We start from the raw sequence: 15897 nt of genomic DNA, 5'->3' as shown, positions 1-15897 counted from the left end.
ACCATTTTTCCATACCTTGTCCGGCGTCTGCTGATCGCCATTCCTGTTCTGCTTGGCATCACGGTGATTAACTTCTTCCTGATCAACCTGGCGCCGGGCAATCCCGTCGATATGTTCATCGATCCCAATATGCCGGCCGAGCTGCTCGAAGCGAGGAAGGAGCGGCTCGGGCTGAACGATCCGGTGATCGTCCAGTATGTCAAATGGCTCGGTGCCTTGCTGCAGGGGGAGCTCGGCTATTCGTTCAGCTCCTATGCGCCGGTGGCCGGGCTGATCGGGGAGCGGATCGGCCCGACGCTGCTGCTGGCCTCAGCCTCTCTGCTCCTCGGCATGCTCATTGCGGTCCCCGCCGGCATCCTCAGCGCCGTGAAACAGAATACGCGCTTCGATTACCTGATGACCGGCCTTTCGTTTATCGGCACCTCGATTCCGCAGTTTTTTCTGGGACTGAGCCTCATCTATATTTTTGCCGTGCAGCTGAGGCTGCTTCCTACCGGGGGGATGCGAACGCTCGGGGGGAGCGGGGGCACGGGAGATCTGATCGCCCATCTGATTCTGCCTGTCTTCGTACTGGGGTTCGTGATTGCAGGCAAAAAGGTGAGGTATGTCCGTGCGGCGATGCTGGATGTGCTAAAGCAGGATTACCTGCGTACGGCCCGCGCCAAAGGACTCCATCCGTTCCTTGTGACGAACAAGCATGCCCTGCGCAATGCCCTCATCCCGATGATTACGGTATTCGGCTCGGAGATCCCGCTGCTGCTCGGCGGCAGCATTCTCATCGAGCAGATCTTCCAGTGGCCGGGGATTGGCCAGCTGACAATCCAGTCCGTCCTCTCGAGAGACTACCCTACCCTGATGGGCCTGAATTTAACGGCGGCTTGCATCGTGCTGACGACGAATCTGCTGACCGATCTCCTGTATTCGGCGGCAGATCCCCGCATCCGCTACCAATGAATCTCAGTCTACTATTTAATGAAAGGAGGTGAAAAGCGTATGGAGCTGACCGGCGCCGATACCGGCGAAGCTCATCTGAAGCCCGGTCTTCTGGAAGAGAATGCCGGGCAGCCCAAAGGACGTGGCCTTGCCGTCCGCTTCTTCCGTCACAAACCGGCTGCGGCGGGACTGATCTTCACCGCGCTTCTGATCCTGGCCGCCGCATTCGCCCCGCTCATCGCCCCGCATGATCCGAGGGAGGTGGCCGGCGTCTTCTCGGCCCCCCCTTCGGCAGGGCATTGGCTCGGAACGGACCAGGTCGGCCGGGACGTGTTCTCCCGGCTCGTCTATGCGACCCGGGTCTCGCTCCTCGTCGGATTCGTGACCGTGGTACTCTATGTGGCGGCCGGCACGCTGATCGGGCTGCTCTCCGGCTATTACGGCGGATGGCTGGATATGCTCATGATGCGTGTGACGGACATGTTCATGGCCTTCCCGTTCCTCATGGTCACCCTGATTGTCGTCAGCGTGCTTGGCGCCACGATGACCACCATTATTCTGGTGCTGGCGCTGTTCTCCTGGCCCGGTGTCGCCCGGCTCGTCCGGGGGAGCGTGCTTGCCGTCAAGGAGGCCGATTACGTCAAGGCGGGTGTCGCGCTCGGCTACAGCACCCCGCGTATTCTGCTGGGCCATGTCCTGCCCAATGCGGCCGGACCGGTCATCGTGGCCGCCACCTTCGGCATGGCTTCGGCCATCCTGAGCGAGGCCGGGCTGAGCTTCCTCGGCATGGGGGTGCAGCCGCCCACGCCGAGCTGGGGCAACATGCTGACCGATGCCCAGTCGCTTACGGTGCTGACGGAGCAGCCCTGGCTGTGGGTTCCTCCCGGAGCCATGATCCTGCTCACCGTCATGGCGATCAACTTCATGGGGGACGGCCTGCGCGATGCCTTGGATTCGCAGCAGCAGTCCTAGATCTTCAAGGAACCCCGATGCAGGGAAAGGAGCCGTTATGAAGAAGCCGGTAATCGGCATTACAAGCACGATAGTCGTGCGCAATGAGTACAGTGAAGGAGCCTATGTCCATCTGGACTATCACCGCTCCGTCGAACAGGCCGGCGGACTGCCGGTCGTGCTTCCCCTGACATCGCCGGAGACCTTCCGGGAGCTGATCGACCTGTGCGACGGGATCATCTTCTCCGGCGGGGAGGATGTCGACCCGTCCTGCTATGGGGCGGAGCCGCATCCGGCGCTCGGTTCCTTGTTCCCGGAGCGGGACCGCATCGAGATCGAGGCCGTGCGGCATGCGCTGAACAGCGATAAGCCGCTGCTTGCGATCTGCCGGGGCATCCAGGTCCTGAACGTAGCCCTGGGCGGCTCGCTCTATCAGGATCTGCCGAGCGAATACCCGGGGGCGGCCCCGCACATGCAGCACGGGGTGGCCAGGGGAAAGGATACGCATGCCGTCTATATCGCCGAGCACAGCCGGCTCTGGGGCATCTTCAGGCACAATCAGATCCGGGTGAACAGCCTTCACCACCAGGCCCTGCGGCAGGTGGCTCCGGGGCTGGTCATCACGGCCACGTCGCCGGACGGGGTGATTGAGGCCGTTGAGCTGCCCGGGCATGCGTTTGCCGTGGGGGTCCAGTGGCATCCGGAGTCGATGACCGGAACCGATCCTCTTATGCGTCTGCTGTTCAAGGAATTGGTATCGAAGAGCCTGACGGGCCTCCGGGAGCGGAATGTCTCTTAATCTTCCAGGCGACAAGAAAATAATGGTTGAGATTCAAGTTATTACCAAGTATACTCATAGGTGAAGTCAACATTAAACCCGAAGGTGGTATGATTCATGAGCCAACTGCTGTGCCTCGTATGCAAGGATGAAATCACGGTGGACCAGGACGCAACGACCGGTGAGATTGTCGAGTGCTCCTCCTGCGGGCAGGAACACGAAGTCCACGCTGCCGCTGATGTGATTACCGTGGAGCTCGCGCCGGAAATCGAAGAAACCTGGGGAGAGTAAGGGGGGAGCACTTTGAGCAGCGGCCAAGCGAACGTCCTGCTGTGCGTCACGAAGCTGAGGGAAGAGGAGAAACGGATCGCCGAGCTGCTGACCGCCCAAGGGTTACAAGTGGAGGTCAACCTGGATTCCATGGCGCTTCCCTTGGGGGAAGCGCACGGCTCTCCGGGCAGGAAGCCGCCGGATATCGCACTGATCCGCTGCCTCTCGCAGAAGAATGCCCTGAGCCGGGCCACCCTTCTGGATTTGGCGGGCATCCGTACGCTGAACAGCGTCAGAGCCATCACGGTCTGCACGAACAAGATTCACCAGGCCGTCGTCTTCGAGGGCCGCGGCATTCCGCAGCCCCGCTTTCAAGTGGCTTTTACGGCCGCCAGTCTCGGGGAAGCGTTCGAGGCTTTCGGGCAGGTCTTCGTGGTTAAACCGGCCAGCTCCTCTTGGGGGAGGGGGATTGCCCGCATCGTCGGGAGGGAAGGCCTGGACGGATGGATTGCGGCAAGGGAGTCGCTGGATCCGAGCCACCAATCGTTTCCGGTCCTGGTACAGGAGTATGTGGACAAGGGGGATTTTGACATTCGAGTGGTTGTGGTGGGCAGGGAGCCGATCGCAGCCTTCCGAAGGGTGTCGCCGGACAATTGGAAGACGAACACCCATCTGGGAGCGGAGGTGGAGCCCCTGGTGGTGGACGCCGAGATCCGCGCACTCTGCGGGCGGCTGACCGATGTGCTGGGGGAAGGGATCTACGGCGTGGACTTGTTCTACGATTACAAGGAGCACCGCTACCTCGTCTGCGAGGTGAACCAGAACCCCGAGTTCGCCAAATCATGGAAAATACACGGCGTCGACGTGGCCTCTCACATTGCCGCGTATGTCAGCAGCAAGATAACTTCCGTCCGGAGCTTTCAGCCAACCTAAATACCAAGTAAACGGGGATGACAAATGAAAAACGCACAAATCTCCAAATCGCATTTTTTTTCGCTCTCCTTCGTGCTGTCCCGGGTGCTTACCTCGGGCGTCATCATGAGCATCGAGAAGAATGAGAGTGAGCTGAAGGGCCTCGAGAAAAGCATCTCCAAAATTACGGGGAAGAAGCATGTCTCTCTCTTCAACAGCTACACTGGGGCCGTGCATGCGGCCCTCTGGGGCCAGGACATCGGACATGGCTCGGCGGCGAGGATCGAAGACGCGAGCGAGCAGGAACGAAAGTTCATCCGCTGGCTTGGCGTGGAACGGACGGACCAAACGTCGGTCCCGGTCTCCTTCGAACGCATCGCTGTCGGCTGGGATGACCTGAACGACCTCGAAGCCCGTATCTCTTCTTTGTCGGGCAGCGCTCCGGTGCTCGTCCTCGATTTCACCCCCCTCGGCTTCGGCCCTGCCGCCGCCATCGCGGCGAATGATGCCCTGATCTGGAAGAAGGCCGAGCGCCTCAAAATCTTCGGCGCCTTCGACCTTCAGACGATGTGGACGCAGGAGGAGAGCGAGCCGGAGCTGCAGCCGGCGGTGCAGTTCAACTACCGGCTGAGCCCGCTCGTGGCGGCCTGCGTCAAATTAACCCTGCTGAGGAGGAACCGCGAGAATGAAGACTGATTTTCTCCGCAAGCCGCTCGAGCTGCCGACCGAAGACTGGATCCGGGAACTCCTGGCTTACCAGGGAGGTCCGGCGGTCATTCCCGAGGACGTGCGCAGGACCACCTTCCCTTCGATTACGAAGGAGGACATCACCCAGATGCTGGTGTCCATCCAGCAGGATGGCGGCAGCGTCGTGGAGGAGTTCGCCGAAGCCTACCGCAGCTATGTCGGGGCGAACTATGCGATTCCGACCGCCAGCGGCACGTCGAGTCTGCATCTGGCGCTGGCGGGTGTGGGCGTTCAGCCGGGCGACGAAGTCATCCTGCCGGCCTTCACGTTCATCGCCACGGCCCAGGCCGTCGTCGCCGCCAAGGCGATCCCCGTCTTCGTGGATATCGATCCGCGGACGTACTGCCTCGATCCCGAGAAAGCGGAGCGGGCGATTACGAAGAAGACGAAGGCGATCATGCCCGTCCATGTCCATGGGCTGCCCGCGGATCTGCCGAGCCTGCGCGGCCTGGCCGACAAGTATTCGCTGCGTCTTGTCGAAGACGCCTCGCACGCGCATTCCGCCTCGATCGACGGCCGGCTGGCCGGCTCGATCGGCGACGGGGCCGGCCAGAGCCTCATGGCGGACAAGAACTTCCCGGTCGGCGGGGAGGGAGGCATCGCCTTCTTCCGGGAGCGGGAGGACTACGACCGGGCGCAGGCGTTCCTGGAGGAATCCGGCATCGACTACCGGATGTCCTGGATCGCCGCCGCGTTCGGCATCTCCCAGCTCGACCGGCTGCCGTACTATGACGCCATCCGGGCCCGCAACGCCGATTACCTGACGAAGGCGCTGACACAGACCCGGCTGTTCCGCGGCCCTTATGTGCCGGAGGGGTATAAGCACAGCTACAACATGTACCGGGTGAAGATCTCGCCGGAGGCGCTGGGGCTGGACGATCTGGAGGATTACCAGGTCAAGAACGCCATCCAGGAGCTGATCCTGAGCGAAGGCGTTCCGGCGAGGGAGTGGCAGAACGTGCCGATTCCCGGCCATCTGCCGTTCAAGAACCGGCGCGGCTTCGGGGGCGGGTATCCGTTCACCCTCTCGGAGCGGAAGGACTTCGGCTATGACCTGCATCATTTTCCCGAGACGCTGAAGATGCTTCGCTCCACTCTGACGATCTGCCGGGAGCTGCGTTCGCCGGTCGAGTACGAGCGCATCCAGGCCTATGCGCTGGCCTTCCGCAAGATCGACGCGAATCCGGAGGTCATCCGGGAGCTGGCCTTGAAGAACAAGGAAACCAAAGTCTTATACGAAAGGGACGCCAGACTGGGATGAGTGCTGTGGAACCGAAGACGTTAAGGGCCGCCATTGTCGGCGGCAGCGGATTCACCGGGGCGGAGCTATACCGGCTGCTGGGACGGCATCCGCAGATCCGCGTGGATTTCATTTCCTCGGAATCCAAGGCCGGCCTGCCGGTGGATCGTTATTTTATCTCCTCGTTACATAAGAAACAACCGGGTTCCTTGAAATTCCGCAAGCTCGAGGAGCTCGAAGGGCCCTATGACCTCATCTTCACCTGCCTGCCCACCGGGAGCCTCCCCCGGTTCATCGAAGGAGTGGCGGGCCAGACGGACAGGATCTTCAACCTCAGCGGGGATTACCGGATCTCGGACCCCGATCTGCTGCAGCGGCATTACCCTGAGACCCTGAAATACGGGGTCCCGGGGGGCAGCCACTACTTCATCCCGGAGTTCAGCGAGATCAACCGGGATGCGAGACTCGTCAATCTGCCCGGCTGCATGGCGGTGGCGAGCATCTACTCCCTGTATCCGCTGGCCGCCCACGATCTGATCGAGCCCCGGGTGGTCACCGATGCGAAGACCGGCTCCAGCGGGGCCGGCAAGGCCAGCTCCGAGACCCACGCGGAGCGCGCACACAACTTCCGGCCGCATAAGGTGCACGGTCACCGGCACAAGCCGGAGATCGAGCATGCCCTGAAGGGACACCTCGGCCGGGAGATCGAGCTGCAGTTCTCCACCTTCAGCCTCGATCTGCCCCGGGGGATCCTGGTCACCTCTTACACGCAGCTGAAGGAAGGGGTGACCGAGGTGGATGTCCGCAAGGCCTTCTACAGCACGTACGCCTCCAAGCCCTTCATTCATTACTTCAATTCAAAGAACGGACCCCACGGGCCGATGATCAAGACCGTCACGGGCACGAATCTGGCGGAAGTCGGCGCTTATGTCGACGGCCGCAGCTGCGTCTCGATCGCCAGCATCGACAACCTGATCAAAGGGGCGGCCGGGCAGGCGGTCCAGGCGGCCAATCTGTATTTCGGCTTGCCCGAGGAGGCCGGGCTGGAGTACACAGCGGAAGGGGCGTGGCCTTGATGGACAACCTCTATGTGATCAAGCTTGGCAGCAGCACCGTGCTGAACCGGCCGGAGATCTTCGGCGAGATCCGGCGGATCTCGGAGCGCGGCGGCCGCGTGCTGCTCGTCGCGGGCGGGGCGGAGGGCATCAAGCGCAAGTACGAGCAGCTTGGCCGGGAGATGCCCTTCCTGACTCTTCCGAGCGGCGATGAGGTACGCTACTGCGCACCGGAGGAGATGCCGGTGATCCGGGCGGCTTATCACGAGATCATCCTCGCGGAAGCCGCGGCCGCCCTGCGGGAGCAGGGGCTGAGCGTGTTCGCCCAGGTCGGCGGGGACAACCGGGTCGTCACGGGGACGAAAGCGAAGCCGCTCAAAGCCGTTAAAGACGGCCGGACCCTGATCGTCCGCGATTCGCTGTTCGGCAGCTACGCCGGAGCCCATACCGCTTTCCTGCATTCGGCGCTGGACGCTTACGATGTCGTCATCCTGACGCCGCCGATCTACGATCCGGCGCTCGGGGATTACATCAATATCGATGCGGATGTGCTCGCCGCCCATCTCGCGGTGGATCTCGGCGCGCAGCACCTGCGCTTTGTCACCGGCACGCCTGGGATCCTGCAGGATATCGAAGATGCCGGATCGACGATCCGGCATGTGTATCCGGGCGAGGAGCTGCCCTGGGTCCAAGGCAGGATGAAGCAGAAGGTGCGTGCCGCCGCCATCGCGCTGGAGCAGGGGGCGGGCGACGTATGCATCACCGGGCCTCATACGCTCGAAGGCGGCGGCCGGACCTGGTTCTGGAACTTCCCGCGGGAGGCGGAAGAGGCCGGGGTGGGCCTGCTCTCGAAGGTGAGCCGGATTCCCTCAGCTTCGTACGACGAGCATGAGCTGGCCTCGTTCCTCCTTCAGGAAGTGCGCTATCCCGGCGTGACGGGCTTCATCGACGAGGCGGGTAATATCGTGTTCCGCCGGGGCAGCGGCCCCCGCACGCTCCTGCTGCTCGGGCATATCGACACTGTGCCTTACCAGTGGCAGGCGGCGAATGACGAAGCGGGCCTGACAGGCCGAGGCGTTGTGGATGCGAAGGGAAGCTTCGTCAACTTCATCCACATGCTTGGCGAAGCCGAAGTGCCCGGGGACGGGACGCTGCTCGTGATCGGAGCGGTGGAGGAGGAGGTCTCCTCCTCCAAAGGCGCCCTCCACGTCAGGGACCATTATGCGGCGGATGCCGTGATCATCGGCGAACCGAGCGGGGAGAACAGCCTGACCCTCGGTTACTACGGTCTGTTCAAGCTGGAGATCACCGTCTCCCGGCTGCAGGAACACACGGCCGCCAAGGACAGCGTCAGTGTGATCGACGAGCTGTACGCCGCGGCGGACACGATCCGCCGCCGGGTTAAGGAAATCGACCCGGATTCCCTGTCATCGCTGATCGACGTTAAACATACAAATCAGAAGGGATTACTGAGCATTACAGGCACGCTGAATTTCCGGATCTCACCTGCGGCAGGCCGGGACTACAGCCGAAGCATCGCGCTGGACGATCTTGGAGAAGACGTACGCGTGGAGGTGCTGCGGGCCACACCCGGCTATGCCAACGGGCGGAGCGACCCCCTTGTCAAGAGCTTCGTCCGAAGCTTCGCCAAGGAAGGACGGACGGTACATTACATCAAGAAGCGCGGCACGAGCGATATGAACACGCTGGCGGCCACGTGGGACGGCGTGCCGATGGTGGCTTACGGTCCCGGGGATTCGAGTCTCGATCATACGAACCGGGAGTACCTGCATTTCGCCGAAGTCCTGTCGTCCCGGACGATCCTGAGAGAAGCCGTGAACGAATGGTTCCGGCTCGGAGGAGGGGTGTAGATGGATGCGCTGATTACTGCGGGAGACCGGCGCGAGGACCTGACAGCCAGGCTGCCGGAGCTGGCCAGGGAGGCCCGGCGGCTGATCATCGACATGGCGGCGGGTCCGACCGGCTGCCATATCGGCGGCAGCCTGTCGGTGATCGACCTGCTGTTGGCCGTCTTCGCCAAGTTCGGGAGCGGGCCCCCGCACGCGGTCGTGCTCAGCAAGGGCCATTCGGCGGCGGCCCTGTATGCGGCCCTCCACGTGCACGGCGTCATCGCGGAGAACCCCGCGGAGACCTACGGCCGCAGCGGCTCGCTGTTCACGGGGCACCCGAACCACAAGCTGCCGGGCATCCCGTTTGCCACGGGCAGCCTGGGCCACGGCATCCCGTATGCGGCCGGCTGGGCGCTCGCCCAGCGGCTCAAGGGCACCGGCGGCCTTGGCATTGCGGTCGGCGGAGACGGCGAGCTGCAGGAGGGGCTCGTGTGGGAGACCGCCCAGATCGTGCAGGCGAAGGGGATCGCCAATTTCATCTATATCGTGGATGTCAACGGAGGCCAGAACGACGGCCTGCTGGAGGAGATTTCCCCGGTTCCCCGTCTGAGGGAGCGCTTCGAAGCGTTCGGCTTCCACGTCAGGGAGCTGGACGGGCATGATTACGGAGAGATCCTGCATGCGGTGGAGCCCCCGCCGGACCGCCCGCTTGCCGTGCTCGCCCGCACGGTCAAGGGCAAGGGGGTCCGGGCGATCGAAGGCAACCCCGATGCCCACTATGCCAAAATTCCGGAGAAGACGGCCGAGAAATGGAAAAGGAGCCTGTCATGAGTCTATCGAGCAGAGAAGCCTACAAGGCGGAGCTGACGGAGCTTGCGCGCAATGACGGCAGGATCATCTGCATGGAAGCGGATCTCGGGGGCAAGAACCATGTGTTCCAGGCGGATCACCCGGACCGCTTCTTCAATATCGGCATCGCGGAAGCGGCCGGGATCGACATGGCGGCGGGGCTGGCGGAGGCGGGGTTTGTGCCGTTTTTCTCCACGTTCGCTTCGTTCGCTGCGCTGAGAGCGGCCGAGAGCATCAAGCTGGCCATGGGCTATATGGGCAAAAATATCAAGATCGCCGCCGCTTACGGAGGCGTATCCGGCGGCTGGTTCGGCACGACGCACCACTGCCTGGAGGATATCGCCGTCCTGCAGTCGTTCCAGCATGTACGGATCGCCTGCCCCCACGGCGAGGAAGAGACCCGGCGGGTCATCCGGGAAGCGGCGGCCTCCCCCGAGCCTTATTATATCCGGCTCGCCCGCAATGACGGCTTCCGCAGCCTGGAGCGGCCGACTGGAAGCAGTGCGCGCGAGATTCTCTACCAGGGGGGGAAGCGGGAAGGAGCGCAGCTGTGCCTGATCTCGGTAGGCGAACAGGCGACGGAAATCTGCGCCAGGCTGGCTGAAGAGAACCCGGACCTGCTTCACGCCCACCTGGTCTACGTGGACAGCCCATCCTTGAAGCGCTATGCGGAAGAGCTGCGGACGTTGTCCGGCACCTTCCTCGTCGTGGAGGAGCACCGGGGCACCGGAGGAACGGCATCCTATCTCTCGCTGCTGCTGCCGGAGTGCCGGGTGTACTCCCACGACTGCGGCGAGGAGTGGCCGGTCTACGGGGGCACGCACGCGGAGGTGCTGGAGCAGCTCGGCTTCGGGCTTCCCGGACTGAGGCGGCAGGCGGCTGCGATCGGAGGGCATCATGGTATTTAGCGTACTGAAGTCGCGGCAGTTCCGTAACTACTTCCTGTCGGATATCATCAGCGGTTTCGGGGTCGGCATGAGCACGATCGGGGCCAACTGGTATCTCATGGACCGCACCGGGTCGCTCGGCGCCATCGGCTTCATGCTGACGCTGAATGTCCTCGCCGGGTTCGCCATCTCGCCTTTGGTCGGCACGCTGACGGACCGCTTCAACCGCCGCAGCATCATCCAGGGCGCCAACTGGGCCCGCGCGGTGCTGATTTTTGCGCTTGCTCTGGCATTCCTGTTCACGGGCTTTCATTCCGTTTATCTCTATCTCTTCACGATTATCAACGGCATGGGCTGGACCGTCTATATGTCGGCCTCCCGCAGCCTCGTGCAGGAGCTGCTCACGGAGAAGGAGCTCATTAACGGCAATTCGCTTATCGAGATCTCGCTGCAGGTCGGCATGTTCCTGGCCGGGGCGGCCTCGGGGATTCTCTACAAATATTACGGCTTCGAATTCATCCTTATCCTGAATGCCGCCGCGTTCGTGGTCTCTTCGCTCTTCCTCTCCCGCGTCCGGTATACTCCGCTGCCCGTGGAGAACAAGGGCGAATCCTTCTTCGCCAATTTCAAGGAAGGGCTGCGCTACCTCAAAGAACGGCCGCCCGTCTTCCTGCTCGGCGTCGTGTCCATCATCCCGGTGGTCGCCGTCATGATCTTCAACGTGGTGCTCCCCGGCTATGTGAACGGTCCGGTGCAGGGCGATTCCGTGGTGTTCGGTCTCTCCGATATGTTCTATGGCATCGGCGGTCTGCTATCCGGATTCGCAGCCGCTCCGCTCGCACGCAAGCTCTCGAACCAGGGCGCGATTACGCTGTTCTTCCTGCTGGCGTCCGGCATTCTGTTCGCCTGGGCCTTCAGCGCTTCCGTGACGCTCCTGTATCTCGGCAGCGTGCTGCTCGGCCTCAGCAATTCGTCGCTGCGAATCATTATTAACACCCGGCTGATGGAGACGGTCTCGAAGTCGTTCATGGGCCGGGCGATGTCCGTCTGGATTGCGATCTCGCTGCTGCTGCAGTGCGTGTCGGCCACAGGTCTGGGCGTCGTGCTGGACCGGGTGGCGCCGGGCTTCGGCTTTGCGGGCATCGGCGCCTTGATGCTTGCCGGACTGGTGCTGTACTTTGTGGTTGCTTATGTACTGAAGCCGCTTGGAGCCGCGGGACAGGGACAGAACGCCACGTTGGAGCCATAGTGAACATTGGTGATTGAAAAGGAGGGTATTCCCGGTATGAGCAGCAAGCAGAAAATCATCGCTTTTGTGGAACCGAGCTTCTACGGGGTGAGCTTCGCGAGAGCGGCATATGAGCAGGGGCATCAGGTAGTGGCCATCGTATCGTCCAAGGACAATCCCGCCAAATACGGTTATGAGGGCATCTATCATGATTTGCTCCTGGCGGACATCCGGGACGGGGAGTCGATCTATGAGGCGATTGCCGCTTCACCGTACTTCGGCAGGCTGGACGCGCTGATTCCGGCGACCGATTATGCGTCGCATCTGACGGCGCAGGCCGCCGAGCGGCTCGGTCTCCGGGGCGTACCGTATGAAGCGGCGCTGCGGGCCCGGAACAAGGACCTGGCGCGTCAGGCCTATGAGCAGCACGGCGTGCCCGGGGCGAAGTACCGGAAAGTCGGCACCTTGGAGGAAGCGCTGGAAGCGGCGGGGGCGATCGGGTACCCGGTCGTCCTCAAGCCTACGAACTGCGCGAGCTCGCAGGGCGTATATTTTATCAATAGGGAAGAGGAACTGCGGGAGGCCTTCGCCCAGCTCCAGCAGTTCAAGGTCACGTACATGGATTTCAAGGTCAGGGAAGAGTATCTGGTCGAAGAATACATCGGCGGTCCGGAATTCAGCGTCGAGCTGTTCCTGCAGGAGGGAACGCCGGTGTTCGCCGCCGTCACCGAGAAGCGCACTTCGCCGCTGCCTTACTTCGTGGAAGTGCTGCACACGCTGCCGACTTCGGTTCACCGCGAGAGCGAAGCGGCGCTGATCGATACGGCGGTCAGCGCACTCAAGGCGATCGGCCTGGTGAACGGACCGAGCCATGTCGAGGTGAAGCTGTCGGCGGACGGCCCGCGCATCATCGAGGTGAACGGCCGGCCGGGCGGCGACCAGATCTCGTCGGACCTGCTCGTGCAGGCGTTCGGCATCGACATTTTTGCCGCCACGGTGAGTTATTATCTCGGCGAGCCGGTCGAGCCGCTTCTTACCCCCAGCCGGCAGCGTGCCGCCGCCATTGCCTACTTGACGGCGGATCGGGACGGAACCGTGGCGGAGCTCGGCGGACTCGAGGCGTGGAAGGAGAGCCCATACGCGGTGCGCTCGCACCTTGCGGTAAAGCCGGGGGACGAGGTCATCGTGCCCCGCAGCTCCGACGACCGCCTCGGGTATGTCATCACGGCGGCTGACACGCCCCTTGAAGCCAAAGAAGCAGCGCAGGCGCTGACGGCTCGTGTTACAATCACCTATGAGGAGGCGCAGCTGCCTCTGGCGAACGGAACTTAGGCCCTGAAGGAGGCGTTGAATCTACAATGGGAATCGCAGTACTGTACGGAAGCTCGCGCCGGAACGGCAATACGGATATCCTGGCCGCCCGGCTGGCGGAGGGGAGGGAGGCGGATCATCTCTATCTGTCCGATTACCGCCTTCAGCCCATCGTCGATTACCGGCATGAAGAACCGGGTCCCTATCCGGACGACGATTATCACGAGCTGATCGGCCGCGTCGTTGCGGCGGATGCGCTGGTATTCGCACCCCGATCTACTGGTACGGGATCTCGGGCGTGCTCAAGACCTTCATCGACCGGTGGTCCCAATCCCTGCGTGAGAATCGCAAGGAGTTTCTTGCCGGCCTCGCGGGCAAGCCGGCGTACGTGATCGCCGTAGGGGACGACGACCCGCAGGTGAAGGGACAGCCGCTGGTGCAGCAGTTCCGCTACATCTTCGACTTCACGGGCATCCGCCTGGCGGGCCATGTGATCGGCACGGCCAACAAGCCGGGCGACATCCTGCAGGATGCGCAGGCGCTCGCGGTGGTCGATGGATGGAGAGCGGAGTGGAGGAACGGTTGATAGAGGATAGTTAGGTGGACTCGTATGGAAGCAGGATGAAGGGCTGGCACTCCGGTGCCGGCCTTTTTGTGTTTAGCAGGTCGTCTTTGTTACTCCGTACTCCTTAGCGCGGCAATCACTCCGCCGATTTCTTTGTCCAGGTCCTTTTCTTCCTTAAGGTGCAGCACTCCCGGATAAGCGGAGTCCTTGTTCCTCGAACGTATGGAGTACGTCTTCCTTTGTGTAGTGCCTTTCGTTGGCTGAACACTCTGTCAGCATAACCATTAGCAGCAGCATGAACGTGAACGGTATCTGTAACGATAGTTTCATGAATTTGTCAGAACCTCCTGGAACGATGCGTAATTGATGAAGGCTTATTTTAACACAGCCTTATGGCAAAAGCTTTCCAAGCCTTCCATGCTTCCGCGCAACTTATAGCAGGAACGGAGCGTTAAATAGGGGAATATACAGCACGCTGCCCAACTTTGCCTGCAGAGAAGATGGGAAGAGCGTTCACACATCTATGGGTACATAAGGAGACACACTCGGATGAAACAACAACTGGCCGCACTATGCTTGGCCATGATGATGCTGACAGGCTGCAGCCCAGGCGGGGAGCTGCCCGCAGCCGAATCTGCCGGCAGGCATCTGACAGCGGAGGAGGTTGGAGCCGCCGAACTCGTGCTGAAAGACCGCCCCGAATTTCCGCCGGCGGGAAGAAGCCAAGCGATTCAAGCCCAGGCAGGGCCACATGATAACAGGGTTGACGGAGAACTGAAGACGACAGTCGAAACGGCAGCGGACGGCACGCACACAGTGACACTGACCAAAGCATGGAAGCTTGCCGTCAACGGCACGGAAGCCCAAAGTGTCTGGCGCTACAGCGTATCCCGGGACGGTAAAGTGGAGCTGGTCTCCAGCGAGGAAAAGGATCATCTGCTTGACTGCGGTAAAATAAAACAAAGGCAGAGCCCCCCACAAAGGAGGCTCCGCCTTATGGCTATGACGTCACACCGGCTCGGTCAGCCCCTGCGATTTGGCTGATGCAGCCGGATGCTCCCGAAGGAGCTGCCCCCGGTGAAAGAACGGGAAGGCGGCGAAGGTCAGCAGCGTCAGAATCCCGAAGATGACGGGGCCTTGATCAAAGCCGAGACCCTGGAGGAGCATCCCGCCGATCCAGGCACAGAGGCTTTGTCCCAGAAAAGCGAAGCCGCTTGCGCCATAATAGGCTCCCCGAAGGGACTCGGGCGCAATTTCTCCAATGAGCACATCCCCGATCACGAAGCACAGAATTTCGCCCGTCGTGAACAGGATCATGGACAGCGACAGCAGCAGCATGTCATCGAACAGACCGAATCCGAAGAGCCCGATGCCGAAGAAAAAGCAGCCGAGCTTGAGCGACGTCAGGGACGTATACCGTTTCATGAGCTTCGTCAGGGGATACTGCAGAACGAGTACGGATACCGCATTGACGGAGAACAGGTTGGAGTACACTTCTACGCGGTCATGGCCGATGAACTGCGACAGCGTGGTGTCCAGGTGGGAGTAGGCGCCGGCCACGAAGAAATTGCCGAGCAGCAGGTATAGGAACACTTTGTCGGTGAATACGATCCGCACCATCTGGCCCACGGACGCTTCCGTCGCCTCTTTGCCCCGGAGCAGGTGGCGGAAGGAGATCATGAAGACGACGAGCAGCGCGGCATAGAAAGCGTAGATCGAGGCGCTGATCAGGAAAGGGAGCAGCGACGAGGTGCCGCCCATCCCGAGCTTCAGACCGATCAGCGGGCCGATGGCGCCGCCGATATTGATCGCAAAGTAGCGGGCGCTGAAGGCGGCGGCGCGGCTCTCGGGCGGCGTCACATCGGCGAGCAGGGCGCGGGCCGTAGGTTCGAAGACGTTGCGGAAGAGCCCGTTCAGGGCGCTGAGCACGAAGAACAGCCAGGTCGCATCCGCGTAAGCGAATCCGACGAAGACCAGGCTCCACAGAGACATCGCCGTGATCATCACCGGGTACCTTCCCAGGCGGTCCGACAGGGCTCCGCCCGCGAAGCTGCCCAGCGTGCCGACCAGCAGGCTCATGGCCAGGATCGCGCCGACCATCGCGGGATCGATGCCTTTTACCTTGCCGAGATAGATCCCGAGGAACGGGATCGACATGAAGAAGCCGGTCCGGGACAGAAAGGTGCCGAGAATCACGCCCCAGGCTACAGGGTGAAAGGCAGGAATGCGAAATCGGTGTGGCGTTTTGGTTTGCGAACTTGTTTTCATGAGGGCAGCCTTCTTTTCTTTTTGTCGTTATGTTCAGTATACCTGCACAAAAA

15 protein-coding genes and 1 pseudogene are annotated in these 15897 nt (G+C 61.8%); 15 read left to right on the top strand and 1 reads right to left on the bottom strand.

Going from position 1 to position 15897, the window contains the following annotated elements:
* Positions 1-3 precede the first annotated feature (3 nt).
* From PM3016_RS21420 to PM3016_RS21350, 15 genes and pseudogenes are all read left to right on the top strand, one after another.
* Entirely contained in the window at positions 4-954 is a 951-nt protein-coding gene (locus PM3016_RS21420) for an ABC transporter permease (RefSeq protein ID WP_274380029.1), read from the top strand.
* Positions 955-993: 39 nt separating this feature from the next.
* The gene (opp4C, locus tag PM3016_RS21415; RefSeq protein ID WP_014370899.1) at positions 994-1905 is read left to right on the top strand and encodes an oligopeptide ABC transporter permease; all 912 of its coding nucleotides are present in this window, start codon (positions 994-996) and stop codon (positions 1903-1905) included.
* 37 nt (positions 1906-1942) lie between these two features.
* Positions 1943-2683: a gamma-glutamyl-gamma-aminobutyrate hydrolase family protein gene (locus tag PM3016_RS21410; RefSeq protein WP_014370898.1), complete on the top strand. Its 741-nt coding sequence runs from the start codon at positions 1943-1945 to the stop codon at positions 2681-2683.
* A 96-nt stretch (positions 2684-2779) separates the two neighbouring features.
* Entirely contained in the window at positions 2780-2953 is a 174-nt protein-coding gene (locus tag PM3016_RS21405) for a hypothetical protein (protein ID WP_013918618.1), read from the top strand.
* Between the two features lie 12 nt (positions 2954-2965).
* The gene (locus PM3016_RS21400; protein ID WP_013918617.1) at positions 2966-3865 is read left to right on the top strand and encodes an ATP-grasp domain-containing protein; all 900 of its coding nucleotides are present in this window, start codon (positions 2966-2968) and stop codon (positions 3863-3865) included.
* Positions 3866-3889: 24 nt separating this feature from the next.
* Positions 3890-4540, top strand: coding sequence for a hypothetical protein (locus tag PM3016_RS21395; protein ID WP_013918616.1), 651 nt, complete (start codon positions 3890-3892; stop codon positions 4538-4540).
* Positions 4530-5852: a DegT/DnrJ/EryC1/StrS aminotransferase family protein gene (locus PM3016_RS21390; RefSeq protein WP_013918615.1), complete on the top strand. Its 1323-nt coding sequence runs from the start codon at positions 4530-4532 to the stop codon at positions 5850-5852. The genes PM3016_RS21395 and PM3016_RS21390 overlap by 11 nt, the downstream gene beginning before the upstream one ends.
* On the top strand, positions 5849-6907 hold the full coding sequence (gene argC / locus PM3016_RS21385; protein WP_014370897.1) for an N-acetyl-gamma-glutamyl-phosphate reductase: 1059 nt from the start codon (positions 5849-5851) through the stop codon (positions 6905-6907). The genes PM3016_RS21390 and argC overlap by 4 nt, the downstream gene beginning before the upstream one ends.
* Positions 6907-8757, top strand: a complete 1851-nt coding sequence (locus PM3016_RS21380) for a M20/M25/M40 family metallo-hydrolase (protein WP_014370896.1) — start codon at positions 6907-6909, stop codon at positions 8755-8757. The genes argC and PM3016_RS21380 overlap by 1 nt, the downstream gene beginning before the upstream one ends.
* Positions 8758-9567: a 1-deoxy-D-xylulose-5-phosphate synthase N-terminal domain-containing protein gene (locus PM3016_RS21375; protein ID WP_014370895.1), complete on the top strand. Its 810-nt coding sequence runs from the start codon at positions 8758-8760 to the stop codon at positions 9565-9567.
* Positions 9564-10493: a transketolase family protein gene (locus PM3016_RS21370; protein ID WP_013918611.1), complete on the top strand. Its 930-nt coding sequence runs from the start codon at positions 9564-9566 to the stop codon at positions 10491-10493. Before PM3016_RS21375 ends, PM3016_RS21370 begins: the two co-directional genes overlap by 4 nt.
* Positions 10483-11721: an MFS transporter gene (locus tag PM3016_RS21365; RefSeq protein ID WP_013918610.1), complete on the top strand. Its 1239-nt coding sequence runs from the start codon at positions 10483-10485 to the stop codon at positions 11719-11721. Before PM3016_RS21370 ends, PM3016_RS21365 begins: the two co-directional genes overlap by 11 nt.
* Positions 11722-11757: 36 nt before the next feature.
* Positions 11758-13032 carry an ATP-grasp domain-containing protein gene (locus tag PM3016_RS21360; RefSeq protein WP_014370894.1) on the top strand — a complete coding sequence of 425 codons (1275 nt, stop codon included), beginning with the start codon at positions 11758-11760 and terminating at the stop codon, positions 13030-13032.
* Between the two features lie 26 nt (positions 13033-13058).
* A pseudogene (locus PM3016_RS21355) lies at positions 13059-13597 on the top strand (flavodoxin family protein).
* 528 nt (positions 13598-14125) lie between these two features.
* A complete protein-coding gene (locus PM3016_RS21350) occupies positions 14126-14620 on the top strand; it encodes a hypothetical protein (RefSeq protein ID WP_014370891.1) in 495 nt (164 codons plus the stop codon).
* Here PM3016_RS21350 and PM3016_RS21345 read toward each other — a convergent pair.
* A complete protein-coding gene (locus tag PM3016_RS21345) occupies positions 14585-15844 on the bottom strand; it encodes an MDR family MFS transporter (RefSeq protein ID WP_014370890.1) in 1260 nt (419 codons plus the stop codon). The two genes, PM3016_RS21350 and PM3016_RS21345, sit on opposite strands and share 36 nt — an antisense overlap.
* Positions 15845-15897 lie beyond the last annotated feature (53 nt).

The organism is Paenibacillus mucilaginosus 3016 (assembly GCF_000250655.1).
Taxonomy (GTDB): domain Bacteria; phylum Bacillota; class Bacilli; order Paenibacillales; family NBRC-103111; genus Paenibacillus_G; species Paenibacillus_G mucilaginosus.
The sequence above is the reverse complement of the archived record's forward strand: the minus strand, read 5'-3'. Positions and strand labels throughout refer to the sequence as shown.

What these genes read in the sequence shown, in the direction of transcription:
- PM3016_RS21360 (WP_014370894.1), top strand. Translation starts at nt 11,758, where the DNA reads ATGAGCAGCAAGCAGAAAATCATCGCTTTTGTGGAACCGAGCTTCTAC.
- PM3016_RS21370 (WP_013918611.1), top strand. Translation starts at nt 9,564, where the DNA reads ATGAGTCTATCGAGCAGAGAAGCCTACAAGGCGGAGCTGACGGAGCTT.
- PM3016_RS21380 (WP_014370896.1), top strand. Translation starts at nt 6,907, where the DNA reads ATGGACAACCTCTATGTGATCAAGCTTGGCAGCAGCACCGTGCTGAAC.
- opp4C (WP_014370899.1), top strand. Translation starts at nt 994, where the DNA reads ATGGAGCTGACCGGCGCCGATACCGGCGAAGCTCATCTGAAGCCCGGT.
- PM3016_RS21365 (WP_013918610.1), top strand. Translation starts at nt 10,483, where the DNA reads ATGGTATTTAGCGTACTGAAGTCGCGGCAGTTCCGTAACTACTTCCTG.
- PM3016_RS21345 (WP_014370890.1), bottom strand. Translation starts at nt 15,844, where the DNA reads ATGAAAACAAGTTCGCAAACCAAAACGCCACACCGATTTCGCATTCCT.
- PM3016_RS21375 (WP_014370895.1), top strand. Translation starts at nt 8,758, where the DNA reads ATGGATGCGCTGATTACTGCGGGAGACCGGCGCGAGGACCTGACAGCC.
- PM3016_RS21390 (WP_013918615.1), top strand. Translation starts at nt 4,530, where the DNA reads ATGAAGACTGATTTTCTCCGCAAGCCGCTCGAGCTGCCGACCGAAGAC.
- PM3016_RS21410 (WP_014370898.1), top strand. Translation starts at nt 1,943, where the DNA reads ATGAAGAAGCCGGTAATCGGCATTACAAGCACGATAGTCGTGCGCAAT.
- PM3016_RS21395 (WP_013918616.1), top strand. Translation starts at nt 3,890, where the DNA reads ATGAAAAACGCACAAATCTCCAAATCGCATTTTTTTTCGCTCTCCTTC.
- PM3016_RS21350 (WP_014370891.1), top strand. Translation starts at nt 14,126, where the DNA reads ATGAAACAACAACTGGCCGCACTATGCTTGGCCATGATGATGCTGACA.
- argC (WP_014370897.1), top strand. Translation starts at nt 5,849, where the DNA reads ATGAGTGCTGTGGAACCGAAGACGTTAAGGGCCGCCATTGTCGGCGGC.
- PM3016_RS21405 (WP_013918618.1), top strand. Translation starts at nt 2,780, where the DNA reads ATGAGCCAACTGCTGTGCCTCGTATGCAAGGATGAAATCACGGTGGAC.